The 25,551-nt window shown below is 59.1% G+C and carries 25 protein-coding genes, 1 other RNA gene and 2 pseudogenes; 17 read left to right on the top strand and 11 right to left on the bottom strand.

Going from position 1 to position 25,551, the window contains the following annotated elements; translation table 11 throughout:
- Positions 1-10 precede the first annotated feature (10 nt).
- Complete coding sequence (locus ACYZTR_RS27240) at positions 11-466, top strand: YaiI/YqxD family protein (protein WP_461975320.1); 456 nt, start codon at positions 11-13, stop codon at positions 464-466.
- A 114-nt stretch (positions 467-580) separates the two neighbouring features.
- Here the strand turns inward: ACYZTR_RS27240 and elbB are convergent, their stop codons facing one another.
- Positions 581-1,249 (bottom strand): isoprenoid biosynthesis glyoxalase ElbB, encoded by a 669-nt coding sequence (elbB, locus tag ACYZTR_RS27235; RefSeq protein ID WP_461975318.1) that lies wholly within the window; start codon positions 1,247-1,249, stop codon positions 581-583.
- 115 nt (positions 1,250-1,364) lie between these two features.
- On the opposite strand from elbB, the gene ACYZTR_RS27230 reads away from it, so the two are divergent.
- On the top strand, positions 1,365-2,600 hold the full coding sequence (locus tag ACYZTR_RS27230) for a sterol desaturase family protein (RefSeq protein ID WP_461975316.1): 1,236 nt from the start codon (positions 1,365-1,367) through the stop codon (positions 2,598-2,600).
- Here ACYZTR_RS27230 and ACYZTR_RS27225 read toward each other — a convergent pair.
- The gene (locus ACYZTR_RS27225) at positions 2,581-3,204 is read right to left on the bottom strand and encodes a DedA family protein (protein WP_461975314.1); all 624 of its coding nucleotides are present in this window, start codon (positions 3,202-3,204) and stop codon (positions 2,581-2,583) included. The two genes, ACYZTR_RS27230 and ACYZTR_RS27225, sit on opposite strands and share 20 nt — an antisense overlap.
- 208 nt (positions 3,205-3,412) lie before the next feature.
- Here ACYZTR_RS27225 and hemB point away from each other — a divergent pair, with 208 nt between their 5' ends.
- Together hemB and ppk1 are read left to right on the top strand one after the other, a co-directional pair.
- Positions 3,413-4,426, top strand: a complete 1,014-nt coding sequence (gene hemB, locus ACYZTR_RS27220) for a porphobilinogen synthase (protein ID WP_461975312.1) — start codon at positions 3,413-3,415, stop codon at positions 4,424-4,426.
- Between the two features lie 18 nt (positions 4,427-4,444).
- Positions 4,445-6,667, top strand: a complete 2,223-nt coding sequence (gene ppk1 / locus ACYZTR_RS27215; protein WP_461975310.1) for a polyphosphate kinase 1 — start codon at positions 4,445-4,447, stop codon at positions 6,665-6,667.
- Positions 6,668-6,808: 141 nt separating this feature from the next.
- On the opposite strand, the gene ppx is transcribed toward ppk1, so the two are convergent.
- Both ppx and ACYZTR_RS27205 read right to left on the bottom strand, forming a co-directional pair.
- Positions 6,809-8,311 (bottom strand): exopolyphosphatase, encoded by a 1,503-nt coding sequence (gene ppx, locus ACYZTR_RS27210; protein WP_461975308.1) that lies wholly within the window; start codon positions 8,309-8,311, stop codon positions 6,809-6,811.
- Between the two features lie 182 nt (positions 8,312-8,493).
- A pseudogene (locus tag ACYZTR_RS27205) lies at positions 8,494-8,800 on the bottom strand (ATP-binding cassette domain-containing protein); the annotation flags it as partial.
- Positions 8,801-8,804: 4 nt separating this feature from the next.
- On the opposite strand from ACYZTR_RS27205, the pseudogene ACYZTR_RS27200 reads away from it, so the two are divergent.
- The 7 genes and pseudogenes from ACYZTR_RS27200 to ACYZTR_RS27170 form a co-directional block, all read left to right on the top strand.
- Positions 8,805-8,924 (top strand): annotated as a pseudogene (locus ACYZTR_RS27200) (GntR family transcriptional regulator); the annotation flags it as partial.
- 164 nt (positions 8,925-9,088) lie between these two features.
- Positions 9,089-9,418 (top strand): thioredoxin TrxA, encoded by a 330-nt coding sequence (trxA, locus tag ACYZTR_RS27195; RefSeq protein WP_008150340.1) that lies wholly within the window; start codon positions 9,089-9,091, stop codon positions 9,416-9,418.
- Between the two features lie 248 nt (positions 9,419-9,666).
- Positions 9,667-10,926, top strand: a complete 1,260-nt coding sequence (gene rho / locus ACYZTR_RS27190; protein ID WP_007942421.1) for a transcription termination factor Rho — start codon at positions 9,667-9,669, stop codon at positions 10,924-10,926.
- Positions 10,927-11,229: 303 nt separating this feature from the next.
- Positions 11,230-13,185 (top strand): acyltransferase family protein, encoded by a 1,956-nt coding sequence (locus tag ACYZTR_RS27185; RefSeq protein WP_461975306.1) that lies wholly within the window; start codon positions 11,230-11,232, stop codon positions 13,183-13,185.
- A gap of 80 nt (positions 13,186-13,265) precedes the next feature.
- The gene (ubiD, locus tag ACYZTR_RS27180; protein ID WP_461975304.1) at positions 13,266-14,732 is read left to right on the top strand and encodes a 4-hydroxy-3-polyprenylbenzoate decarboxylase; all 1,467 of its coding nucleotides are present in this window, start codon (positions 13,266-13,268) and stop codon (positions 14,730-14,732) included.
- Positions 14,732-15,700, top strand: coding sequence for a CDP-6-deoxy-delta-3,4-glucoseen reductase (locus tag ACYZTR_RS27175; protein ID WP_461975303.1), 969 nt, complete (start codon positions 14,732-14,734; stop codon positions 15,698-15,700). Before ubiD ends, ACYZTR_RS27175 begins: the two co-directional genes overlap by 1 nt.
- Before the next feature lie 273 nt (positions 15,701-15,973).
- A complete protein-coding gene (locus ACYZTR_RS27170) occupies positions 15,974-16,642 on the top strand; it encodes a gamma-glutamylcyclotransferase (RefSeq protein ID WP_461975301.1) in 669 nt (222 codons plus the stop codon).
- On the opposite strand, the gene glpT is transcribed toward ACYZTR_RS27170, so the two are convergent.
- Positions 16,618-17,967: a glycerol-3-phosphate transporter gene (gene glpT, locus ACYZTR_RS27165; protein ID WP_461975299.1), complete on the bottom strand. Its 1,350-nt coding sequence runs from the start codon at positions 17,965-17,967 to the stop codon at positions 16,618-16,620. The two genes, ACYZTR_RS27170 and glpT, sit on opposite strands and share 25 nt — an antisense overlap.
- A gap of 291 nt (positions 17,968-18,258) precedes the next feature.
- Complete coding sequence (locus tag ACYZTR_RS27160) at positions 18,259-19,236, bottom strand: NADPH:quinone oxidoreductase family protein (RefSeq protein WP_461975297.1); 978 nt, start codon at positions 19,234-19,236, stop codon at positions 18,259-18,261.
- Between the two features lie 150 nt (positions 19,237-19,386).
- On the opposite strand from ACYZTR_RS27160, the gene ACYZTR_RS27155 reads away from it, so the two are divergent.
- Complete coding sequence (locus ACYZTR_RS27155; RefSeq protein WP_461975295.1) at positions 19,387-19,788, top strand: flagellar basal body-associated protein FliL; 402 nt, start codon at positions 19,387-19,389, stop codon at positions 19,786-19,788.
- A 125-nt stretch (positions 19,789-19,913) separates the two neighbouring features.
- Here the strand turns inward: ACYZTR_RS27155 and ACYZTR_RS27150 are convergent, their stop codons facing one another.
- Positions 19,914-20,366, bottom strand: coding sequence for an EVE domain-containing protein (locus ACYZTR_RS27150; protein WP_461975293.1), 453 nt, complete (start codon positions 20,364-20,366; stop codon positions 19,914-19,916).
- Positions 20,367-20,567: 201 nt separating this feature from the next.
- Here ACYZTR_RS27150 and ACYZTR_RS27145 point away from each other — a divergent pair, with 201 nt between their 5' ends.
- A complete protein-coding gene (locus ACYZTR_RS27145) occupies positions 20,568-20,720 on the top strand; it encodes a hypothetical protein (protein ID WP_461975291.1) in 153 nt (50 codons plus the stop codon).
- 34 nt (positions 20,721-20,754) lie between these two features.
- Here ACYZTR_RS27145 and ACYZTR_RS27140 read toward each other — a convergent pair whose 3' ends face one another.
- From ACYZTR_RS27140 to ACYZTR_RS27125, 4 genes are all read right to left on the bottom strand, one after another.
- Positions 20,755-21,360, bottom strand: coding sequence for a 5-formyltetrahydrofolate cyclo-ligase (locus tag ACYZTR_RS27140; protein WP_461975289.1), 606 nt, complete (start codon positions 21,358-21,360; stop codon positions 20,755-20,757).
- 87 nt (positions 21,361-21,447) lie between these two features.
- Positions 21,448-21,626: non-coding RNA, 6S RNA (gene ssrS / locus ACYZTR_RS27135), on the bottom strand.
- Positions 21,627-21,656: 30 nt separating this feature from the next.
- Positions 21,657-21,974, bottom strand: a complete 318-nt coding sequence (locus tag ACYZTR_RS27130) for a cell division protein ZapA (RefSeq protein WP_007942435.1) — start codon at positions 21,972-21,974, stop codon at positions 21,657-21,659.
- The gene (locus ACYZTR_RS27125) at positions 21,971-22,180 is read right to left on the bottom strand and encodes a TIGR02449 family protein (RefSeq protein ID WP_003177365.1); all 210 of its coding nucleotides are present in this window, start codon (positions 22,178-22,180) and stop codon (positions 21,971-21,973) included. The genes ACYZTR_RS27130 and ACYZTR_RS27125 overlap by 4 nt, the downstream gene beginning before the upstream one ends.
- Before the next feature lie 128 nt (positions 22,181-22,308).
- Here ACYZTR_RS27125 and ACYZTR_RS27120 point away from each other — a divergent pair, with 128 nt between their 5' ends.
- The 4 genes from ACYZTR_RS27120 to ACYZTR_RS27105 are packed head-to-tail and all read left to right on the top strand — an operon-like array spanning position 22,309 to position 25,548.
- Complete coding sequence (locus tag ACYZTR_RS27120; protein ID WP_449645329.1) at positions 22,309-22,869, top strand: YecA/YgfB family protein; 561 nt, start codon at positions 22,309-22,311, stop codon at positions 22,867-22,869.
- Positions 22,870-22,896: 27 nt separating this feature from the next.
- Entirely contained in the window at positions 22,897-24,231 is a 1,335-nt protein-coding gene (gene pepP / locus ACYZTR_RS27115; protein ID WP_461975283.1) for a Xaa-Pro aminopeptidase, read from the top strand.
- Positions 24,228-25,415 carry a 2-octaprenyl-6-methoxyphenyl hydroxylase gene (gene ubiH / locus ACYZTR_RS27110; protein WP_449645327.1) on the top strand — a complete coding sequence of 396 codons (1,188 nt, stop codon included), beginning with the start codon at positions 24,228-24,230 and terminating at the stop codon, positions 25,413-25,415. Before pepP ends, ubiH begins: the two co-directional genes overlap by 4 nt.
- Complete coding sequence (locus ACYZTR_RS27105; RefSeq protein WP_461979926.1) at positions 25,408-25,548, top strand: hypothetical protein; 141 nt, start codon at positions 25,408-25,410, stop codon at positions 25,546-25,548. The genes ubiH and ACYZTR_RS27105 overlap by 8 nt, the downstream gene beginning before the upstream one ends.
- The last annotated feature ends 3 nt before the right edge of the window (positions 25,549-25,551 follow it).

The raw sequence follows: 25,551 nt of genomic DNA, 5'->3' as shown, positions 1-25,551 counted from the left end.
GAAAAACACAATGCGTGTCTGGATCGATGCCGACGCCTGCCCTCGGGCGGCCAAGGATCTGGTAGTGAAGTTCGCTCTAAAGCGCCAGTTCGAAGTGGTGTTGGTGGCTGGACAGCCGCAGATCAAGCCGGGTTTGACCCTGGTGAAACTGATCGTGGTGCCGAGTGGTCCGGATGCCGCCGACGACTACCTGGTGGAATATGCGGTACCCGGCGAATTGGTGATCTGCAGCGATGTGCCGCTGGCCGACCGTCTGGTGAAAAAGGGCGTTGCGGCGCTGGATCCACGTGGCAAAGAGTTCGATGCGCAGAACATGGGCGATCGGTTGGCGGTGCGTAACCTGTTCACCGATCTACGTGAACAGGGGCAGATGAGCGGCGGGCCAGCGCCGTTTGGCGAGCGTGAGAAGCAAGCGTTTGCCAATGCGCTGGACCGGATCCTGACGCGGTTATCCCGTTCACAATGATCGTTCCCACGCTCTGCGTGGGAATGCCTCACTGGACGCTCTGCGTCCGCTTTGGGACGTGGAGCGCCCCGGGCTGCGTTCCCACCAGAGCGTGGGAACGATCAGGTCTTGCCTTTAAACGTCGTTTTCGTGGGTCAGTTCCAGAACGCGGTCGACCAGTTTGTTGATACCCGAAGCCGCTTCACTGATGCTCTGCGCCAGCATGTATGCCGGGGTGCTCACCAGTTTGCGCGCTTTGTCCTCAACGATGTCAGTGACCGCGCAGTCTGTGTGTGTAGCGCCCATTTTGTTCATGGCGCCTGCTGTGTCGGCGTCGTTGCCGATGGTGCAGGTTACGCCCGGTCCATAGATCTTCGCCGCCAGCGCTGGCGAAATGCAGATCAACCCCACCGGTTTGCCCGCTTCGGCAAACGCTTCGGTCAAAGCAAGGACATCCGGTTGCACGGTGCAGCCAGCGCCTTCGATGGCAAAGTTCGACAGGTTTTTGGCCGCCCCGAAACCACCGGGCACGATCAGCGCGTCGAAGTCTTCGACGTCGGCCTCACGAATGTCTTTGATGTTGCCCCTTGCGATCCGCGCCGATTCCACCAGCACGTTGCGCGACTCGGGCATTTCGTCGCCGGTCAGGTGATTGATCACATGCAATTGCGAGATATTGGGGGCAAAGCATTGCACCTGAGCACCTCGCTGGTCCAGACGCAGCAAGGTGATCACGCTTTCATGGATCTCGGCACCGTCGTACACGCCACAGCCGGACAGGATCACTGCAATTTTTTTGCTCATGGGCTTTTCTCCAGATTCATGGCGTTAAATGTCCACTAATTTGTCACTCGTTGCCATAGGGTTAATTCGCGGCTACACCTAGCATCTGTCCTCAAGATTCCGATCAGGGCGCGTCATGGACTTCATTCTGTATGCGGTGCCGTTTTTCTTTGTGCTGATTGCCGTCGAACTGCTGGCCGACCGTTGGCGCGGGGTGAGCAATTATCGCGTGGCCGACGCGATTAACAGCATCAGCACCGGGGTGTTGTCGACCACCACCGGCCTGCTGACCAAAGGCGTCGGCCTGGTCACGTACGCATTTGCCCTCAAGCATTTGGCGCTGTTCGAACGCTCTGCCGACAGTGTCTGGGTCTGGGTGTTTGCCTTCGTCCTCTACGACTTTTGCTATTACTGGCTGCATCGCATGGGCCACGAACGCAACATCCTTTGGGCGGCGCATTCGGTGCACCACCAGAGCGAGGACTACAACCTTTCCACGGCGCTGCGCCAGACCAGTACGGGCTTCCTGTTGAGCTGGATTTTCTACCTGCCGATGGCGGTGCTCGGCGTGCCGCTGCTGGTGTTCGTCAGCGTCGCCGCGCTGAACTTGCTGTACCAATTCTGGGTGCATACCCAACACATTCCCAAGCTCGGCTGGTTCGAGTGGTTCTTCGTCACGCCGTCCAATCATCGGGCTCACCATGCACAGAACGCTCTCTACATGGATCGCAACTACGGCGGGGTGTTCATTATTTGGGACCGTCTATTTGGCTCGTTCCAGGAAGAGGACGACAACGAACCGGTGATTTTCGGCGTGACCACGCCGCTGGCGAGCTGGAATCCGTTGTGGGCGAACGTGCAGTTCTACGCGCAGCTGTGGGATGACGCGCGGCGTGCGCAAAGCAAATGGGACAAACTGCGTATTTGGTTCATGCGCACCGGTTGGCGCCCGGCGGACGTGGCGGCCAAGTACCCGATGAACAAGCCGGATCTGAGTCAGTTCCGTAAATTCGAGGTGCCACTGGACGGGCGTCAGCAGCTTTATGTCGTGTTGCAGTTTTGTATCTACATCGCGCTGGGCAGCTTCTTGATGAACCTGGAGCAGCGTTTGCCAACCGCCGCGCTGGTGCTCGGCTGGAGTGCCGTGGCGCTGGGTTTGTTTACGTTGGGCGTGGCCCTGGAGAATCGCCCGTGGGCGCTGAAGCTGGAACTGCTGCGCCTGGCGTCAAATGTGCCGCTGGTGTGGCTGGCGCCGGTCGTTGGGCTGTGGCCGGCCAGCGCGGTGGGCTGGGTCGGCTTGCTCAGTTACAGCCTGCTCAGCGGGATCGGTCTCTACTGTTGCAGAAACCGATTCACTCGGCTGGCGTCTTAGTCTCGTTAGACTTGGCCAACTCGGCCTGCTCGTCGGCGTAGATCTTCTTCGCCAGACGGGCATTCTTGAAGCGCCGGCGCAGCCACAGGCACAGGCCCAGTACCAATAGGGCACCGAGCACCCACAGCTCGTACTTCTTGACGCTGCCGAGCATGCCTTCGAGCACGGCGCCGAAGTGATAAGCGGCAGCGGCCAGTGCGGCGGCCCAGATCGCTGCACCAATGCCGTTAAGTAGCAAATAACGTCCCGGCGGATAGCCCGACAGGCCGATCGCCACCGGCATCACCGTGCGCAGACCATAGACAAAGCGGAAACTCAGCACCCAGATGTCCGGGTGTCTGCGGATATGTTCCAGCGCCCGGTCGCCCATCAATTGCCAGCGCGGTTTGCGCGCCAGCAACTTGCGGCCGTGCTTGCGCCCCAGGAAATACCACAGCTGATCACCGGCATAGCTGCCGAGGAACGCCACGATCATGACCACTTTGAGGTCCATGTATCCGCGGAACGCGAGGAAGCCCGCGAGCACCAGAATGGTTTCGCCTTCGAAGAACGTGCCGAGAAAGAGGGCGAAGTAGCCGAATTCCTGAAGAAATTGTTGGAGCATTGTCTGGATGCTGGCGAAATGAACGCGCAGCCTAACCCTTCGGGCACATTCATGAAAGTGTCCAAATGTGTCTCGACGTGAACATTTCCTACAAGGACAATGGAATGCGACTACCTGTCACAGGGGGGCACATAACTGTCATGCGTTGGTCATAATGGCCGCTTATAACTGTCACACTCGCCCGCCAGCGCGGGCTCAGGAGTCTGCCGTGAGCTTTACCCCCGCCAATCGTTTGTTTCCAGCAACCCGCCTGCGTCGCAACCGTCGTGATGATTTCTCGCGTCGACTGGTTCGTGAAAATGTTCTGAGCGTCGACGACCTGATCCTGCCGGTGTTCGTGCTGGACGGTGAAAACCGTCGCGAAGCGGTGGCGTCGATGCCAGGCGTCGAGCGCCTGACCATCGATCTGTTGCTTGAAGAAGCGGCCAAATGGGTCGCGCTGGGGATTCCGGCCTTGGCGTTGTTCCCGGTGACGCCGCCGGAGCTCAAATCCCTGGACGCCGCCGAAGCCTGGAACCCCAACGGGATTGCCCAGCGCGCCACCCGTGCGTTGCGTGCGCAGTTCCCTGAGCTGGGCGTGATCACCGACGTCGCCCTGGACCCGTTCACCACCCATGGTCAGGACGGTATCCTCGACGAAGAAGGCTACGTGCAGAACGACATCACCGTCGACGCACTGGTCAAGCAGGCGCTATCCCACGCCGCAGCCGGCGCTCAGGTGGTGGCCCCGTCGGACATGATGGACGGTCGCATCCAGGCGATCCGCGAAGCGCTTGAACTGGCCGATCACGTCAACGTGCGGATCATGGCCTATTCGGCGAAGTACGCCAGCGCCTATTACGGCCCGTTCCGCGATGCGGTCGGTTCGGCGCTGAACCTGGGCAAGGCCAACAAGGCCTCCTATCAGATGGACCCGGCCAACAGCAACGAAGCCCTGCATGAAGTGGCGGCGGACTTGTCAGAAGGCGCGGACATGGTCATGGTCAAGCCAGGCATGCCGTATCTGGACATCCTCTACCGGGTCAAAGAAGAATTTAAAGTGCCGACCTTTGTTTATCAGGTCAGCGGTGAATACGCCATGCACATGGCGGCCATCCAGAATGGCTGGTTGAGCGAAGGGGTTATCCTCGAATCCCTGACCGCTTTTAAACGTGCAGGCGCCGATGGCATCCTGACTTACTTTGCCGTCCGTGCCGCTCAATTGTTACGAGAGCAAAAATAGCCCTCCCAGGAACATTCGATGAATACCGAAGTCCTCACTGAAGTTGCCGTAAAAGACGCTCAACCTGTGGTGGAGCAAATCGCCGAAGCCCCGCCGGAACTGGAGCCTGCTCCACCCGCGGTGGTGGCCGAACCCGCACATGCGGCGCCGGCGATTGCCATTCCCGGCCTGGATGACAGCAGCCTCTACATCCATCGCGAGCTCTCGCAACTGCAGTTCAACATCCGCGTGCTGGAACAGGCGCTGGACGAGTCCTACCCGTTGCTGGAGCGGCTGAAGTTTCTGCTGATCTTCTCCAGCAACCTGGACGAGTTCTTCGAGATTCGTGTGGCCGGCCTGAAGAAGCAGATCACCTTCGCCCGTGAACAGGCTGGCGCCGATGGCCTGCAACCACATCAGGCCCTGGCCCGCATCAGTGAACTGGTACACGGTCACGTCGACCGCCAGTACGCGATCCTCAACGACATTCTGTTGCCGGAACTGGAAAAGCATCAGGTCCGCTTCATCCGCCGACGTCACTGGACCACCAAGATCAAAACCTGGGTGCGCCGCTATTTCCGCGACGAGATCGCGCCGATCATTACCCCGATCGGCCTCGACCCGACGCACCCGTTCCCGTTGCTGGTCAACAAGAGCCTGAACTTTATCGTCGAGCTCGAAGGTATTGACGCCTTCGGCCGCGATTCCGGTCTGGCGATCATCCCGGCGCCACGTCTGTTGCCGCGCGTCATCAAGTTGCCGGAAGAAGTCGGCGGCTCTGGCGACAACTACGTGTTCCTGTCGTCGATGATCCACGCTCACGCCGATGACTTGTTCCAGGGCATGAAGGTCAAGGGCTGCTACCAGTTCCGCCTGACCCGTAACGCCGACCTTTCCGTCGACACCGAAGATGTAGAAGACCTGGCCCGCGCCCTGCGCGGCGAGTTGTTCTCCCGTCGCTACGGTGACGCGGTGCGTCTTGAAGTTGCCGACACCTGCCCGAAACAGTTGTCCGACTATTTGCTCAAGCAGTTCAACCTGCACGAAACCGAGCTGTACCAGGTCAACGGTCCGGTCAACCTGACCCGCCTGTTCAGCATCACTGGTCTGGACAGTCAGCGTGAGCTGCAATACATGCCGTTCACCCCGCAGATCCCGAAACTGCTGCAGAACAGCGAGAACATTTTCAGTGTGATCAGCAAGCAGGACATCCTGTTGCTGCACCCGTTCGAGTCGTTCACGCCGGTGGTCGACCTGCTGCGCCAGGCGGCCAAGGACCCGCATGTATTGGCGGTCCGTCAGACCCTGTACCGCTCCGGCGCCAACTCGGAAATCGTCGATGCGCTGGTCGATGCTGCGCGGAACGGCAAGGAAGTCACCGCGGTGATTGAATTGCGGGCGAGGTTCGACGAAGAGTCCAACCTGCAACTGGCCAGCCGTCTGCAAGCGGCCGGTGCGGTGGTGATTTACGGCGTGGTGGGCTTCAAGACCCACGCCAAGATGATGCTGATTTTGCGTCGCGAGGCCGGTGAGATTGTCCGTTACGCCCACTTGGGTACCGGCAACTACCACGCGGCGAATGCCCGTCTGTACACCGACTACAGCCTGCTGACGTCCGACGACGCTTTGTGCGAAGACGTCGGCAAACTGTTCAGCCAGTTGATCGGCATGGGTAAAACCCTGCGCATGAAGAAGCTGCTGCACGCGCCGTTCACGCTGAAGAAGGGCATGCTCGACATGATTGCCCGCGAGACCCAGTTCGCCCTCGACGGCAAACCGGCGCACATCATCGCCAAGTTCAACTCGCTGACCGATCCGAAGATTATCCGCGCGCTGTACAAGGCCAGTCAGTCCGGGGTGCGTATCGATCTGGTGGTGCGTGGCATGTGCTGCCTGCGTCCGGGCATCGCCGGGGTTTCGCATAACATCCACGTACGCTCGATCATCGGGCGCTTCCTGGAGCACACCCGGGTCTTTTACTTCCTCAATGGCGGCGAAGAGCAGATGTTCCTGTCCAGTGCCGACTGGATGGAGCGCAACCTCGACAAGCGCGTCGAGACTTGCTTCCCGGTCGAGGGCAAGAAGCTGATCATGCGGGTCAAGAAAGAGCTGGAGCTTTATCTCACCGATAACACTCACAGCTGGAGCTTGCAGGCGGACGGCCGTTACATCCGCAACACGCCGACCGGCAACCAGAACCCGCGCAGCGCCCAGGCAACCCTGCTGGAGCGTTTGGGTAGCCCGATTCTTGCGGTCCGATAACGCAAACATCGAGTGAAAAAAATGGCGATCCCTGCGGATCGCCATTTTTGTTTTCATCGAACCCTGTAGGAGCACAGCTTGCCGCGATGGCGCCCGTGAGATCGCCATCGCCGGCAAGCTGTGCTCCTGCAGGTGCGTGTTTCAGCGCACGTTGAGCACGAAGCCAACCCGGGTCAGCCAATCTGCTTCCAGACCGAAGTCCGCCTGGGTCAGCTGGTTTTCGTCCAGCCAGTTTTCCGGGAACAGCACATCCAGGCTGTCGCCATTGGCGTGCAGCACGACCTGAGGCATTTCCTGGGTGCCGCGGATGTGATGGAACAGGATCGCAAAGCGCAGCAGCACGCACAGGCGAATCAGCTTGATGCCTTCATCGCCAAACTCGGCAAATTTGTCCCGGGGAATATTGCGTCGGTGGCCACGCACCAATAACGCGAGCATTTGCTGGTCTTCGCGAGAGAACCCGGCCAGGTCCGAGTGCTCGATCAGGTAGGCGCCGTGCTTGTGGTAGTGATAGTGAGCGATGTCCAGGCCCACTTCATGAACCTTGGCTGCCCAGCCGAGCAATTCGCGCCAGACGCCGTCATCCAGGTCCCAATCCTCAGCCACTTGATCGAAGGCATGCAACGCCTTGCGCTCAACGCGCACCGCTTGTTCCAGATCGACGTGATAACGCTCCATCAACGAGCTGAGCGTGCGCTCACGGACGTCTTCGTGATGATGACGGCCCAGCAGGTCATAGAGCACGCCTTCGCGCAGGGCGCCTTCACAGTGGTCCATGCGTTGCAGTTCGAGCGCGTCGAAGATCGCTTCGAGAATTGCCAGGCCCGCCGGGAAGATCGCCCGACGGTCGGGCTTGATGCCTTCGAAGTCGATCTTCTCGGCGTCGCCGAGTTTGAACAGCTTGCGCTTGAGCCAGGCCAGGCCTTCGGCATTGACCTCGCCAGTGCCATGCCCCCCGGCCTTCAGCGCCAGACCAATGGCGCGAATGGTGCCCGAGGAGCCGATGGCTTCATCCCAGGTCAGGCGGTGCAGGGCGTGTTCGATGCTCATGATCTCCAGCCGCGCCGCCGTGTACGCCTGGGCGTAGCGAGCCGGGGTGATCTTGCCGTCCTTGAAATAGCGCTGAGTGAAACTCACGCAGCCCATTTGCAGGCTTTCGCGCAGCAGCGGTTCGAAGCGCTGGCCGATGATGAATTCGGTGCTGCCGCCGCCGATGTCGGCCACCAGGCGCTTGCCCGGGGTGTCGGCGAGGGTGTGGGAAACGCCGAGGTAGATCAGACGCGCTTCTTCACGGCCGGAGATGACTTCCACCGGGTGGCCAAGAATTTCTTCTGCGCGGCGGATGAATTCGACACGGTTACGGGCTTCACGCAGGGCGTTGGTGCCGACGATCCGCACGGCGCCGGGCGGCATACCGCTGATCAGTTGGGCAAAACGTTTCAGGCAATCGAGCCCGCGTTGCATGGATTCTTCACTGAGCTGGCGCTCATCGTTGATGCCGGCGGCCAGCTGAACCTTCTCCCCGAGACGTTCGAGAATACGGATTTCGCCGTTTTGGGCCTTGGCCACGACCATGTGAAAGCTGTTGGAGCCCAGGTCAATTGCGGCGATCAGGGACAGATTCTTGGCTTGAGATTGCGGCATGGTCAGGGGGTCTCGGTCGTTAACCTCGACATCGTGCCACGATCAAACGCTGCCGCCAACGCGTACGGTTTATTGCCGATCGTTCCCACGCGCAGCAAAGGAATGCAGCCCGGGACGCTCCGCGTCCCAAAAGCGGACGCAGAGCGTCCGTTGAGACATTCCCACGCAGAGCGTGGGAACGATCAGATGGCGTGTTCAGCCGTCCCGATGAAATTCGCCAGCTCGGCTGTCTGCGGGCTGGCAAACAAAATCGTCGGATCCGCCACCTCATGCACCTTCCCCTGAGGCATAAACACCAACTTATCCCCAACCTCCCGCGCAAAGCGCATCTCATGGGTGACGCATAATCAGCGTCATCCCTTCCTTCGCCAGTTGCCGAACCACGCTCAGCACTTCGTTGACCAGCTCCGGATCCAGCGCCGACGTAATCTCATCGCACAGCAAGACCTTCGGCGACATTGCCAGCGCCCGCGCAATCGCCACCTGCTTATATGACTTATCAGTTCGACTTTCTGCCGGTGGTGCACAACACCGACCTGTTGGGAGCGCGCTGCGGGTAATCAGCATTCAGCCAGGCAAAGTTGTGTTCGTGCAGTCGCCGGTTGATTTGCCGCCCTGCGCACCGCAATTGCCTTCGTCGCTCCCGCCACCTCGTGACTTGAGCTATACCCAAACTCATGCGGCACCATAGCGAGACTCAATCATCTGCACCTTCCTGAACGAGGGAAGGGCGGCTATGATGGGCCACGTTTTTTTGCTTACAACCTGGAGACTTCCATGAGCAGCGATCTTATTAAACACGTCACCGACGCTAGCTTCGACGTCGACGTCCTCAAGGCCGAAGGCGCTGTACTGGTCGACTACTGGGCTGAATGGTGCGGCCCTTGCAAAATGATCGCTCCTGTTTTGGACGAAATTGCTGAAACCTACAAAGGCAAGCTGACCGTTGCCAAATTGAACATCGACGAGAACCAGGAAACTCCGGCCAAGCATGGCGTGCGTGGTATCCCGACGCTGATGCTGTTCAAGAACGGCAACGTTGAAGCGACCAAGGTCGGCGCACTGTCGAAGTCGCAACTGGCTGCTTTCCTCGACGCCAACATCTAAGCGTCGTTTAAAGCGTCATCAAAAAGGCCCCGCATATTGCGGGGCCTTTTCGTTATTGAGGGCTAGACGCTCCGAAACTCAGGTGGTACATTCGGCCCCGCACTGGTTTCTCCATTGCCCCCTACTAGCCGTCGCCGACGCACTCCTTTTCGAATAAGTACGCGATCCTGTCGCCTTCTCTGCGGCGCGGCCTCATTAAGCCAAAAGCTTAATTTCCCCCCCTCCATAAATGATTACGTCATTCCTATATGAATCTGACTGAACTCAAGCAAAAGCCGATTACCGAACTGCTCGAATTGGCCGAACAGATGGGCATAGAAAATATGGCCCGTTCGCGCAAGCAGGACGTGATTTTCTCCCTGCTCAAAAAGCACGCTAAAAGCGGCGAGGAAATCTCCGGTGATGGCGTGCTGGAGATTCTCCAGGACGGCTTCGGCTTCCTTCGCTCCGCTGACGCTTCCTATCTTGCAGGCCCAGACGATATTTACGTCTCGCCGAGCCAGATCCGTCGTTTCAACTTGCGCACCGGTGACACCATCGTTGGCAAGATCCGCCCTCCAAAGGAAGGCGAGCGTTATTTCGCGCTGCTCAAGGTCGACACGATCAACTACGACCGTCCCGAGAACGCGAAAAACAAGATTCTCTTCGAGAACCTGACCCCGCTGTTCCCGACCGTGCGCATGAAGATGGAAGCCGGCAACGGTTCCACCGAAGACTTGACCGGTCGTGTCATCGACCTGTGCGCTCCGATCGGCAAAGGCCAGCGCGGTCTGATCGTTGCACCGCCGAAAGCCGGTAAAACGATCATGCTGCAGAACATCGCAGCGAACATCGCGCGTAACAATCCTGAAGTTCATCTGATCGTATTGCTGATCGACGAACGTCCGGAAGAAGTTACCGAAATGCAGCGCACCGTGCGCGGCGAAGTGGTTGCCTCGACGTTCGACGAGCCGCCAACCCGCCACGTACAGGTAGCCGAAATGGTGATCGAGAAGGCCAAGCGCCTGGTCGAACACAAGAAGGACGTGGTGATTCTGCTCGACTCCATCACCCGTCTGGCTCGCGCCTACAACACCGTGATCCCGAGCTCCGGCAAAGTACTCACCGGTGGTGTCGATGCCCACGCCCTGGAGAAACCAAAACGTTTCTTCGGCGCCGCGCGGAACATCGAAGAAGGCGGTTCGCTGACCATCATCGCTACCGCGCTGGTTGAAACCGGCTCGAAGATGGACGAAGTGATCTACGAAGAATTCAAAGGCACGGGCAACATGGAACTGCCTCTGGATCGCCGCATCGCCGAAAAACGCGTCTTCCCGGCCATCAACATCAACCGTTCCGGCACCCGCCGCGAAGAGTTGCTGACGGCCGACGACGAGTTGCAACGCATGTGGATCCTTCGCAAGCTGCTGCACCCGATGGACGAAATCGCTGCCATTGAGTTTCTGGTCGACAAGCTGAAAACGACCAAGACCAACGATGAGTTCTTCCTGTCGATGAAACGCAAGTAAGTCGAAACACGCTTAAAAAGGGCGCCCCCTGAAAGGGCGCTTTTTTTTGCGCGCGATATTTGTATCGCGACATTTGTATCTGGATACATACACCGCGTACTGTAAACTGCCGCCCATTCCACGGGCGTCACCGCCCGCTCACAGCTGATCCATCGTCGGGCGTTCCCTGCGTTGATCTTGCTGGCGATTGATCGCGTGTTCTGACAGGTACGTCCTCAGTTGACCTCCGTCGAATATCCCCATTCGCGCTATCGGTGAGCCCCTTTTTTAATCGGTTTTGTATCTGAAACGACAAGGGACGTCATGCACACGTTTGGCAATCGCCGTGATATCGATGGTTTGCGGGCTCTGGCCGTTATTCCTGTCGTGCTGTTCCACTTCGGGTTCAGCACGTTCAGCGGTGGCTTTGTCGGCGTCGATGTCTTCTTTGTCATTTCCGGCTTCCTGATTACCACCATCCTGTTCCGCGAGATCAGTGCGCAGCGTTTCAGCTTCGTCGATTTCTGGGCGCGCCGTGCCCGGCGCATCATTCCAGCCTTGACCGTGGTGATGCTGGTGACGCTGGCGCTCGGCTGGCTGTTACTGACGGCCAGGGACTTCTCGGAGCTGGGACGGACGATCCGTTATCAGGCGCTTTTTGCATCGAACATTCTGTTCATGCGAGAGGATGGCTACTTTCAGCCCGCGTCGGATTTGAAACCGCTGCTTCACACCTGGTCTTTAGCCGTTGAAGAGCAGTACTACATTTTCTTTCCACTGTTGATGGCGTTGTTGATGCGCCATGTTCGCCATTGGCGCTGGATGCTGTTTGCCGTGCTTTTGGTGTCATTCGGGCTGAACGTCGCCTATATCGACCCTAAGCCTAACGTGGCTTTCTTCTCGCTGCCGACTCGCGCCTGGGAACTGTTGTGCGGTGCCATGCTGGCTGTTTTGCCTGCGTCGAGATACTCGGCGCGGCCTTGGTTCTATCAGTCAGTAGCGCTGGCTGGCCTGGTCGCGGTCCTTGTTGCTGTTTTCACGTTCAATAAATCCACCGCATTCCCGGGCTGGGCTGCGTTACTGCCTGTTCTTGGGGCGACCGCCATGATCTGGTCGGGTGGCCAGGGTTCGACATGGGTCGGTAAAGTCTTGAGTGCCCGCGCGCTGGTATGGATCGGATTGATCTCCTATTCCCTGTATCTGTGGCACTGGCCGGTCTACGTCTACGCCAATGCCATATCGATTGACGGTATTCAGTCAGTTGAGGCTGCAGGCTGGATTGGACTGGCGGTGGGTCTTGCGTGGGTGAGCTGGCGCTTCGTCGAGCTTCCTTTCCGCGAAAAACGCGTAATGGCAGGGCGTAGACCCGTGTTGTTGGGCGGTTTGCTGGCAATGGCAGCCCTGGCGGTCATAGGTTCGGCCGTGCGATCGGCCGATGGCTTTCCTCAGCGTCTTACCGGCAAGGCCCTGGAATACGCAGAGTCTCGGGACTGGAAGGCCGGGCAGATGAAATGCATGCTGGTGACCTCGGACAAGAATCTGGACAAGGCGTGCCTGGTCGGTGGCAACACCGGTATTGCGGCAACGAAGATGTTCTGGGGCGACAGTCATGCCGCGGCGCTGTTACCGGCCATCGAACACAACGCACAAGTTGAAGGTCACCCCGTGTGGCTGTACAGCATGAGTGCCTGTTCGCCGGTTCTCAGCGACGATCAACGCCAGCGCTGCAACGATTTCAACGAGCGAACAATGGAGCGCGTTCGCAGCCTGAAGATCAAGGATGTGGTACTGGTATCCAACTGGAGCCTTAACGTTTACGGCCGTGAAGACGGCGATAAAAAAGTGCTGCTCAACGAGCGCGACGACACGGCACAAGCCGAGCAGCGCATGGCCAAGGCTCTCAAGGCACGGGTGGCGGCGTTAAGAGAGGCGGGTGCGCAGGTCTGGTTGTTCAAGGAAGTGCCGCTGCAGCGCAAGGGCAGCGTTTCTCGCTTGACGAGCTTGGCGCGTATCGGCGGATCGGTCGAGGGGCTGGGGCGCCCGCTTGAGGAACACTTGGCAAGGCAGCACTTTCTCAGTGCCCTGTTCGACTCGATGAGCGCCGCAGATCCTGGCGTGCATGTCATCGACCCGACGCCGCTAATGTGCTCGCGCGGCATCTGCAATATCGAAGTCAACGGTCATTCGCAGTACAGGGATGAGGATCATCTGTCGGACATTGGCAGTGCCAGATTGAGCCCGTTGTTTACCCCGGTGATGCTGAGCGCCAATCAAAATTGATCGGTGCGGGCCACTGACGGGCTGCTGTTTGGCTGCTAGAGCAGGTAGGATGTACGCCTATTTTACGGGTGCCATCATCAATGAAATTCAAGGATCTTCGGGATTTCGTGCAGCAGCTTGAGCAGCGCGGAGAGTTGAAACGCATCCGGATCCCCGTTTCTCCAGTACTGGAGATGACCGAAGTCTGTGATCGCACGCTGCGGGCAAAAGGCCCGGCGCTTTTGTTCGAAAACCCTACCGGGTACGACATCCCAGTGCTCGGCAACCTCTTCGGCACCCCTGAGCGCGTGGCGCTGGGCATGGGCGCAGAGGCGGTCAGCGAATTGCGCGAGATCGGCAAACTGCTGGCGTTCCTCAAGGAGCCCGAGCCGCCGAAAGGCCTGAAAGATGCCTGGTCCAAGCTGCCGATCTTCCGCAAGATCATCGCCATGGCACCGAAAGTCGTCAAAGACGCGGTCTGCCAGGAAGTGGTCATCGAAGGCGACGACGTCGATCTGGCGATGCTGCCAGTGCAGACCTGCTGGCCCGGCGACGTGGGCCCGCTGATCACCTGGGGGCTGACCGTCACCAAAGGCCCAAACAAGGATCGCCAGAACCTCGGCATCTACCGTCAGCAAGTGATCGGCCGCAACAAGGTCATCATGCGTTGGCTGAGCCACCGTGGCGGCGCGCTGGATTACCGCGAGTGGTGCGAGAAGCATCCTGGCCAACCGTTCCCGGTGTCCGTGGCGCTGGGCGCCGACCCGGCGACCATTCTTGGCGCTGTAACGCCGGTACCGGACAGCCTTTCCGAATATGCTTTCGCTGGCTTGTTGCGCGGTAACCGCACCGAACTGGTGAAATGCCGCGGTAACGATCTGCAGGTACCGGCGACGGCCGAGATCATCCTTGAAGGCGTGATCCATCCGGGCGAAATGGCCGATGAAGGCCCGTACGGCGACCACACCGGCTACTACAACGAAGTCGACAGCTTTCCGGTGTTCACTGTCGAACGCATCACCCACCGGATCAAACCGATTTATCACAGTACCTACACCGGCCGTCCGCCGGATGAGCCGGCGATTCTCGGCGTGGCGCTGAACGAAGTGTTTGTGCCGATCCTGCAGAAGCAGTTCCCGGAGATCACCGACTTCTATCTGCCGCCCGAAGGCTGCTCGTACCGCATGGCCATCGTGACCATGAAGAAGTCGTATCCCGGCCATGCCAAGCGGGTAATGCTCGGTGTCTGGTCGTTTTTGCGACAGTTCATGTACACCAAGTTCGTTATCGTCACTGACGACGATATCAACGCACGCGACTGGAACGACGTGATCTGGGCCATCACCACGCGCATGGACCCCAAGCGCGACACGGTGATGATCGACAACACGCCGATCGACTACCTGGACTTCGCCTCGCCGATCTCCGGCCTGGGTTCGAAGATGGGGCTCGATGCCACGCATAAATGGCCGGGCGAAACCACTCGCGAGTGGGGCCGGGTGATCGTCAAGGATGAAGCCGTGACCCAACGGATCGATGCCATCTGGAATCAGTTAGGAATAGATTGATGCGTGTAACCTTGCAGCCCTCCGGAGCAGTGCTACAGATTCTGCCCGGCGAGCGGATTCTCGACGGCGCGCGGCGTCTGGGCTATGAATGCCCACAAAGCTGCCGAAACGGCAATTGTCACGTGTGCGCCGCGCTGCTGGTGGAAGGGCGGGTCGAACAGGAAGGCGGTGTGCGCGACCATGGCGAGTTCTACACTTGCATAGCAGAGCCGCTGGAAGACTGCATCGTGCTGTGGGATGGCGTGCTCGCGCGGGGAGAATTGCCGGTGCGCAGCTTGTCGTGTCAGGTCATTGAATGCAGGGACGTCGGCGGCGATACCTGGCGTGTGCGTCTGCGAGCGCCGGCCGGCAAGCCGCCGCGCTATCACGCCGGTCAGTACCTGATGATCGAGCGCGAGAACGGCGAGAAATCCGCGTTCTCCCTGGCCTCGGCGCCGCACGGCGGGCGTGATCTGGAAATCCATGTGCTGGCGCGCGAAAGCAGTGCACTGAGCCTGATCGAACAGCTGCAACGCAACCCGATGGTGCGGATTGAAATGCCGTTCGGCGACACCCATCTGGCGGAATTGCCGGACGGTCCGTTGGTGCTGATTGCCGCTGGCACCGGCATGGGCCAGATCCATAGCCTGATCGAACATTGCCGTGCCGCGGGCTTCAAACATCCGGTGCATTTGTATTGGGGCGTGCGTCGTCCTGAAGATTTTTATGAGGTCGAACATTGGGGCGAATGGTTGAAATTGCCCAACCTGTTTCTGCATAAAGTCGTCAGCGATCAAGGCGGCTGGCAGGGGCGTTACGGCATGTTGCATGAGGCGGTGTGTGAGGACTTTCCTGATCTGAAATCCCTGCATGTCTACGCCAGCGGCTCTCCGGCCATGGTCTACGGCACGCTGGACGCTCTGGTCAACGCCGGGATGGACGCTCATCAGATGCGCGCGGATGTGTTTGCGTACGCGCCTCGATCTTGATCCGCGATGTTGATCCGCGATCTTGATCCACGATCTTGATCCACGATCTTGATCCACGATCTTGATCCCAGGTCCTAATCGTTATAACTCTCCATATAGCCGATCGGTATTTATAGAATTGTATAAATACCGATAGGTTATATCTCATTCAGGCGATTGCTTTAGAACTGTGCCATGGCACTTAAATTGCCTTAAAACACATGTGCCTTATTGTTACAGCGGTGCGTTCTATTAAGTAATTCTTGACCCGCGGGGAGCTGAACGCTATTCGCCATGAGCGCCATTGAATCTGCTTTTTTGAATTTGGCTTACCCTCCGCGGCTCGATCTGGGGCCGCAGCATACGCACGAACAATTGCTCAGCTCGATGCAGTCGACCATGGCGCGCCACAAGGGCGGGCCGGTCTGGCTGTTTGCTTACGGCTCGCTGATCTGGCGGCCTGAATGCCCGGCGGTGGAACGTGTGCGGGGTCGGGTGCATGGCTACCATCGCGGTTTGTACCTGTGGTCCCACGAGCATCGCGGCACACCGGAAGTGCCTGGCCTGGTGTTTGGCCTGGATCGCGGCGGCTCTTGCAGCGGTTTCGCTTACCGCTTACCCGAAGAACAACTCGACGCTTCGCTCTACGCCTTGTGGCAGCGCGAAATGCCATTCCCGTCCTATCGCCCACACTGGCTCAACTGCCGCCTCGAAGACGGAAGCCAGGTTCAGGCATTGGGATTTGTATTGGAGCGACACCTGCCCAGCTATGCCGGCAACTTGCCGGATCACGTGCTGAGCCATGTGTTCGATAACGCTTGCGGGCGTTACGGCACCACTCGCGATTATGTCGAGCAGACCGCCAACGCCCTGCGTAGCCACGCCATGCCAGACCGGAATCTGGAGGCACGGCTCAAGCGCTGCAAATCAAACGCCGATCAAGCGATTGCTTCGCGGCTCTGACTGGCGACTTGCTTGTGCCACAGCGTCGGCGCGAGGAAGGCCATCGCCAGCAGGCATGCACCGATCAGCAGCACAAAGCCGCCGTCCCAGCCAAAATGGTCCACGGTGTAGCCCATCGCTGCACTGGCCGCGACCGAACCACCCAGATACCCGAACAGACCCGTGAAGCCCGCTGCCGTACCGGCGGCTTTCTTCGGCGCCAGTTCCAGCGCTTGCAGGCCGATCAGCATCACCGGGCCGTAAATCAGGAAGCCAATCGAGACTAGCGCGATCATGTCCACGGTCGGATTGCCGGCCGGGTTGAGCCAATACACCAGGGTCGCCACAGTCACCAATGCCATGAACACCATGCCGGTCAGGCCACGGTTGCCACGGAAGATCTTGTCCGACATCCAGCCGCACAGCAGCGTGCCCGGAATACCTGCCCACTCGTAGAAGAAGTACGCCCACGACGTCTTATCCACGCTGAAGCCTTTGGCTTCCTTCAGGTAAGTCGGTGCCCAGTCCAATACGCCGTAGCGCAGCAGGTAGACGAAGACGTTGGCCATGGCGATGTACCAGAGCATTTTGTTGTGCAGCACGTATTTGACGAAGATTTCCTTGGCGCTGAATTCGTCTTCGTGGCTGGCGTCGTAGCCTTCCGGGTAATCGTTTTTGTACTTCTCGATCGGCGGCAGGCCAACCGATTGCGGGGTGTCGCGCATGGTCATGAAGGCGAACACTGCCACCGCCAGAGCCACCGCCGCCGGTACGTAGAATGCCGCGTGCCAGTCATTGAACAAGCCCATGCCGAGCAAGAACAGCGGGCCGATCAGGCCACCGCCGACGTTGTGCGCCACGTTCCACACGGACACCACGCCACCCCGTTCCTTTTGCGACCACCAGTGCACCATGGTCCGGCCACTCGGCGGCCAACCCATGCCCTGGGCCCAGCCGTTGATGAAGAGCAGGATGAACATCATCGTGACGCTGGACGTAGCCCACGGTGCGAAACCGAAAATGAACATCACCCCCGCCGATACCAGCAGGCCGAAGGGCAGGAAGTAACGCGGGTTGGAGCGGTCGGACACCAGGCCCATGAGGAACTTCGACAAACCGTAGGCAATCGCGATCGCCGACATCGCCAACCCCAGCTGACCACGGGTGTAACCCTCGTCGATCAGGTAAGGCATGGCCAGGGAGAAGTTCTTGCGCAGCAAGTAATAACCCGCATAGCCAACGAAAATCCCGGCGAAGATCTGCCAGCGAAGGCGTCGGTAGGTGCTGTCTATTTGTTCATCAGGCAATGGAGCCTGATGTGCGGCAGGACGAAAGAAAGCAAACATTCAAGAGCTCCAGATTTCTTGTTTTGACTGCGGATGCGAATGTTACAGTTTCGTTACCGAAAATAGCACCGGTTCGCATCGGCCAAATAGAGGAAATGTTGAAGATTGCATGTTCTTTTATGAACATGTCGCTCAGGCATAAATGAAGGACGTTGTGGGAAAGGTTACTTGCAGGTCTTCATGCCGCATTTCGGTCCAGGGTAGGACGAGGCTTTGGGAAATGTCCTACGTTTGAATGGGAAGTAAGCAGTCTGAACACTTTCATTTGAAGTCCAGACCGCTTCATTGGGCTCAGCGAACCTGCACCACCACTTTCCCGACTGCCTTGCGCTGGCCCAGATCATTAATCGCCTGCGCCGCGTTGCTCAGCGGATACACCTGCGACACCAGCGGCTTCAACTTGCCTTCGGCAAACCAGCCAAACAATTGCTGGAAGTTCGCTGCGTTGTCTTGAGGCTGGCGTTGGGCGAACGAGCCCCAGAACACGCCGATCACCGCTGCACCTTTGAGCAGCGCGAGATTGACCGGCAATTCCGGAATACGACCGCTGGCAAAGCCGACCACCAGCAGGCGTCCATTCCAGGCAATGGCGCGGATGGCCTGGTCGAACAGGTCGCCACCCACCGGGTCGTAGATCACGTCGGCGCCCTGGCCATCGGTCAGGCGTTTGATTTCGTCCTTGAGGCTGGTTTCGCTGTAGTTGATCAGCTCATCGGCGCCGGCAGCCTTGGCCACCGCGAGTTTTTCGGCGCTGCTGGCGGCGGCGATCACGCGGGCGCCCATGGCTTTGCCGATTTCCACCGCCGCCAGGCCGACGCCACCGGAAGCGCCGAGCACCAGCAGGGTTTCACCGGGTTGCAGATTGCCTCGTTGCTTGAGCGCGTGCATCGAAGTGCCGTAGGTCATGCTAAAAGCGGCGGCGGTGTTGAAGTCCATTGATGGCGGGATTGGCAGCGCGTTGTAGCCCGGCACCGCGACCTGTTCGGCGAAACTGCCCCAACCGGTCAGGGCCATGACCCGATCACCGACCTTGAGGTGACTGACGTTTTCACCCACCGCGCTGACCACACCAGCCGCTTCGCCACCCGGGGAAAACGGGAAGGGCGGTTTGAACTGGTATTTGCCCTCGATGATCAACGTGTCCGGGAAATTCACCCCGGCGACGTGCACATCCAGCAGGATTTCATTCTTCTTCGCAACAGGACTGGCGACGTCTTCCAGCACCAGCGATTCGGCAGGGCCGAAGGCTTTGCACAGCACGGCTTTCATCAGGGCTATTCCTTTGGGAGTGATGGCCGATAAGTGTAGGTGTGTGAGTCGACGGGTCAACGAGCATGCCCGGCCCTGATAGTCAGCCATAAGCTTGTGCTTGTGCGACGGGTCGTTATGCTAGGCCGCAAACCGGATAAGGAGCGAATTGTGAAAGCGTGGATCATGTTGTTGCTGGCCCTGTCTCTGCCCGTGGCAGCGATGGCCGAAGAAGGCAAAGAAGCTCCGAAGGTCAATTACATCACCCTGAGCCCGCCGTTCGTGGGTAACTACGGGCTGGACGGCACACCGAAGCTCAAGGTCTACAAGGCCGATGTGGCGTTGCGAGTGACCGGGGAAGAAGCGACCAAATTGGTCAAAGCCAACGAACCGTTGATTCGTAATCAACTGGTGGCGTTGTTTGCCCAGCAGACTACCGAGGCGATGAACAACGTCGAGGCCAAGGAAAAGCTGCGTCAGGAAGCCCTGAAGCAGACCCAGCAAATCATGAACGACGAAACCGGCAAGCCGGTGGTTGAGGATTTGTTGTTCAACAACTTGATCATCCAATAAGACTTTTATTGTCTAAACCGGCCTCATCGCGAGCAAGCTCGCTCCCACAGTGGATCTTCAGTGAATGCAGATCCACTGTGGGAGCGAGCTTGCTCGCGATGGCATTCTTTCAGGCAATAGATCAGTCAAGGCCTTAATGCAATCACCGCCGCCCACTGCTCGGCCGTCACCGGCATCACCGACAGTCGCGAGCCTTTCTGCACCAGCGGCATCTCGGCCAGCGCCGTCTGCTGTTTCAGATAATCCAGCTTCAGCACCTTGGGAAACGTCTCGACGTGAGCGACATCTATCGCGCTCCAGGCGTTTTTCTCGGGTGAAGATTTCGGGTCGAAGTAAACGCTCTCCGGCTCCAGTGCCGTCGGGTCCGGATACGCGGCTTCGACAATCGTTCCGATCCCGGCAATTCCCGGTTCGGGGCAGCTGGAGTGATAGAAGAAGAACTCGTCGCCCACGGCCATGGCCCGCAGAAAATTACGCGCCTGATAGTTGCGAACCCCGTCCCAGCGCGCTTTGCCAAGCGTTTCCAGGCCCTTGATCGAGAGCTCGTCGGGCTCGGATTTCATCAGCCAATAGGCCATGGTTTTTGCTCCTTGCGAGGTGAGTGGGCAAGTTGTCGGGCAATTTTATGACAAACCGACGGTCGGTTGACGCCAGCGTTTGCGTGTCGGTTCACGTTGTCGCAGAATGCCGGCCTTCTAAGCTTGACGCTGCTGCACGGCCTACACCTACAACGGAAACCGCTGCTGTCATCGTGTTGATGTGCCTTTGGGGGGCAATCGATGAAACGCAAACCGGATTTACTATGGATTTTGGTTGTTTTGTTCGGCCTCGGCGTCGTGACCACTGGCTATGCCCAAAGCCTGTGGAACAACAAGACCGACGCTCCGATCGAAATCGCGCAGCAACAGCAGCCGTCGGCGTTCAAACGCTGAACCTGTTTTGGGACGCCGCTGATTCCTGCGGCGTCTAGCCTGCGAAATACCACGCCTTGTCTGTCACCGTTCCCTGTAACGGCACATCCCAGCTCGCTTGAGCCAATCGTTCGACCTTCTGACATTCATGGGCCAGCCCCAATAACGTCGGCTTGCGCCAGTTTTTACGTCGTGCCAGGTACGCCAGGCTTCGATCATAGAAACCACCGCCCATGCCCAGGCGTCCGCCGACATCGTCAAATCCCACCAAAGGCAACAGCACCAGATCGAGCGCCCAGACTTTGCGTTGCCGGGCAAGGTTGTGCCGGGGTTCGAGAATACGGAAACGGTTGGGTTTCAGTTTTTCACCGGGGCGAATTCGCTGGAACACCATTTTGGTTCGTGGCCAAGCGCTGAGCACCGGCAGATAAGTCGCCTTGCCCCGACGTTGAGCGGCACGCAGCACAACACGCGGATCGATTTCACCGTCAGTGGGCAGATACAGAGCGATATGTTTTGCGCGGCGAAACAGCGGCTGTTGGGCCAATTGCTTGTACAGCCCGCGTGCAGCCTGGCGTTGCTGACGGGGAGTCAGTGCGCGGCGGGCCTTGCGCAGCATGCGTCGAAGTTGCGGGCGGGGCAGCAGCGCAGGTTCGGTCATGGATTTCGGGCTTCAGAAGGGCAAGTACACAAAGCGTACCCGTAAAAAAGCCGATGCCGGTGTTTAAACCGGCATCGGACTGCAATTAGGCTCCCCGGATGAACCGCTGCTGACTTAGCCCTTGAACCCGAAAGTTCAAGGTGGAAGATGCAGTAGGCTTTAAGGCTTTCCGTCTAGCGGACATGCACACCAGCCCAACGTGCAGCCTCCAGGGTAGTGCGAATCGGCTCAGGGACGTGGTCAACTGGCAAGCACCCCAGGGAGTGTTGCGAGTATACCCCAAGCGGTTTCGCGTTTCAGCCCTTGGTGACGTCCGGATCGGTTGCGAGCACCAGATCGACGCGGTCCAGCAGGTCGCGAACCTGCTCACGGGTCGAGCCGCTGGCCTGCACATCCGGGCGTTCTTCCTTGTGCAGAAGATCGTGGGTGATGTTCAGCGCGGCCATCACGGCGATGCGATCGGCGCCAATGACTTTGCCGCTGCTGCGGATTTCGCGCATCTTGCCGTCCAGGTAACGGGCGGCGCTCACCAGGTTGCTGCGCTCTTCCTGGGGGCAAATGATCGAATACTCTTTATCGAGGATCTGCACGGTAACGCTATTGCTTGAACTCATGAGTCTTGCTCCAGGGCCTTGAGGCGCGAAATCATCGATTCGACCTTACGCCGAGCGATTTCGTTCTTTTCAATGAGGTGAGCGCGTTCCTCGCGCCAGGTCTTTTCCTGAGCTAATAAGAGTCCGTTTTGACTCTTTAGTTGCTCGACTCGGTCAATTAGCAACTCGAGTCTCGCCATCAGCGCTTGCAGGTCTGTGTCTTCCATTGGGTCCACTGAGATTGTGTCTAGTGTGTGGTAGCTGGCGGACAGCCTTTAATAGTCTTGGCGAGTCTGTCGATGTAGGATACAAGGCCTTCATTCTAGACATAGCGCCGTCTGGCGCCTAGCTGCCCATGCCCATTCAGAATTCCCCGTACCAAGCCTTCGCCACGCTGCTGACTTCCAGCGGTCATAACGTCTCGCCTGCCGAACTGCATGGCTTGCTGCTCGGGCGCAGTTGCGCCGGTGCCGGCTTCGATGCCGAAGGTTGGCTGGTTGATGCCGCCGAACTGCTCGAAGGCGAGCCGCAAGACAACGTCCGCAACGCTTTGATCGGCTTGCAAGAGATGGTCAAGGGCGAGCTCACCGGCGACGACGTGACCGTCGTTCTGCTGCTCCCGACCGATGACGAGCCACTGGCTGACCGCGCCGCCGCACTGGGCCAGTGGTGCCAGGGCTTTCTCAGCGGTTTCGGCCTGAACTGCCGTGACAGCAGCATGCTGAGCACCGAAGCCACTGAAGTTCTGCAGGATCTGGCGGCTATTTCGCAGGTGCAAGACGCTCTGGAAGAGTCCGACGACGGCGAAAGCGATTACATGGAAGTGATGGAGTACCTGCGCGTTGCGCCGCTGCTGCTGTTCACCGAAACCAAGAAGCCGGACGCGCCGGCGGCTGCCAAACCGTCGTTGCATTAATCGCGAGCCAGGGAAAGCCATCTGCCCATGATTCATATCCCGAAATCAGAATACAGCCGTCGCCGCAAGGCCCTGATGGCGCAGATGGTACCCAACAGCATCGCCATTCTGCCCGCCGCCGCCATTGCTATCCGCAACCGCGACGTCGAGCACATTTACCGTCAGGACAGTGACTTCCAGTACCTCAGCGGTTTTCCCGAGCCTTCGGCGGTCATCGTTTTGATGCCTGGGCGTTTACATGGCGAATACATACTGTTCTGCCGTGAACGCAACGCCGAGCGAGAGTTGTGGGACGGCCTGCGCGCCGGGCAGGAAGGCGCGATTGGCGACTTCGGCGCCGACGACGCCTTCCCCATCACCGACATCGACGACATCCTGCCGGGCCTGATCGAAGGCCGCGACCGGGTGTATTCGGCCATGGGCAGCAACCCGGAATTCGACCGGCACCTGATGGACTGGATCAACGTGATCCGCTCTAAAGCGCACCTTGGCGCCCAGCCGCCGAACGAATTCGTTGCCCTGGATCATCTGCTTCACGACATGCGCCTGTATAAATCGGCGGCAGAAGTGAAGGTGATGCGCGAAGCCGCACGGATTTCCGCCCAGGCGCATATCCGCGCGATGCAGGCCAGCCGGGCCGGGCTGCATGAATTCAGCCTCGAAGCCGAACTCGATTACGAGTTCCGCAAGGGCGGGGCGAAAATGCCGGCCTACGGTTCGATCGTCGCCGCGGGGCGCAACAGCTGCATCCTGCATTACCAGCAGAATGACGCCGTGCTCAAGGATGGCGATCTGGTGTTGATCGATGCCGGGTGCGAGATCGATTGCTACGCCAGCGACATCACCCGCACCTGGCCGGTCAACGGCAAGTATTCGGCGGAACAGAAGGCGATCTACGAGTTGGTGCTGGCGTCGCAAGAAGCCGCGTTTGCCGAAATCGCCCCGAACAAACATTGGAATCAGGCCCACGAAGCCACCGTCCGGGTCATTACCACCGGGCTGGTGAAGTTGGGCTTGTTACAAGGCGACGTCGACGAGTTGATTGCCAGCGAAGCCTATAAAGCGTTTTACATGCACCGCGCCGGCCACTGGCTGGGTATGGATGTGCATGATGTCGGCGAATACAAGGTCGGCGGCGAATGGCGCGTGCTGGAAGTTGGCATGGCGCTGACCGTGGAACCGGGTATCTACATTTCCCCGGACAACCAGAATGTGGCGAAGAAATGGCGCGGCATTGGCGTGCGCATCGAGGACGACGTAGTGGTCACCAAAACCGGCTGTGAAATCCTGACCAAAGGCGTGCCGAAAACGGTCGCCGAGATCGAGGGCTTGATGGCCGCTGCGCGGGCACAAGCGGCATGAGTCGAGTCAATCTGGCAATCATCGGTGGTGGTCTGGTCGGCGCTAGCCTGGCGTTGGCGTTGCAAGCAGGGGCCAAGGCGCGTGGCTGGAAGATCGTGTTGATCGAACCCTTTGCCCCCGGCCACACCTATCAACCGAGCTATGACGCCCGTTCTTCGGCGTTGTCCTACGGCGCCAAGCAGATTTATCAGCGGTTGGGCGTGTGGCAGGAAATCTCCCGCCGCGCCGAGCCGATCAAGCAGATTCATGTCTCCGACCGTGGACGCTTCTCCACCGCGCGATTGTCGGCGATGGAAGAGGGCGTTCCGGCGCTGGGTTACGTGGTGGAAAACGCCTGGCTCGGCCAATGCCTCTGGCAAGGTCTGGATAAGGACGTGATCACATGGCGTTGCCCGGCGGAAGTCACGCGCATGGAGCCAATGACCGGCGGCTATCGCCTGACCCTCAACGATGAAACCACCCTGGAATGCGACCTTGCGGTGCTCGCGGATGGCGGCCGTTCCGGCCTGCGCGAACAACTGGGGATCGGCATCAAAAAGCGCCCGTACAACCAGAGCGCGCTGATTGCCAACATCACCCCGAGCGAGGCGCACAACGGCATGGCCTTCGAGCGTTTCACCGATGACGGCCCGATGGCGTTGTTGCCGCTGCCGGAAAACCGCTGCGCACTGGTGTGGACTCGATTGGGCATGGACGCGCAACGGCTCGCGGCACTTGATGAGCGCAGCTTCCTCAGCGAGTTGCAGGGCGTGTTCGGTTATCGCCTCGGCACCTTGAAGCAGGTGGGGGCGCGGCATCTTTACCCGCTGACGCTGATCGAGGCCGAAGAGCAGGTGCGTCCGCATCTGGCAATTCTCGGCAACGCCGCTCACAGCCTGCACCCGATTGCCGGCCAGGGTTTCAACCTGTCCCTGCGTGATGCTCAAGCGCTGGCTGATGCGCTGCTGGCGAGCGAAACATCTCCCGGCGATTTTGCGACCTTGCAGGCTTACCGCGAACGTCAGCGTCTGGATCAGAACCTGACCGTGGGTTTCTCCGATCAGGTCACTCGTTTGTTCGGCAGCACCCAACCGCTGGTTTCCCTGGGCCGCAACATCGGCCTGCTCGGTCTCGATCTGCTGCCGCCGGCCAAACGCTGGTTCGCCCGGCAAGCCATGGGCTTGGGTACTCGACCCGATGCTTAAGTGGCTGACTGCAAGACTCGACTCGATGGTCGATCCGTTTTTCATGCTGATGCTGCTGAAGAACCTCGGTCACCGGTACATTGTCGGAAAAACCCTTTACGTGCGGCTCAAGCCGCAAGCGAGACAGGCTTAAAGC

This window comes from Pseudomonas sp. Hz4 (assembly GCF_054898165.1).
Note: the sequence above shows the minus strand (reverse complement) of the source record. Positions and strands in the feature narration are given on the sequence as shown.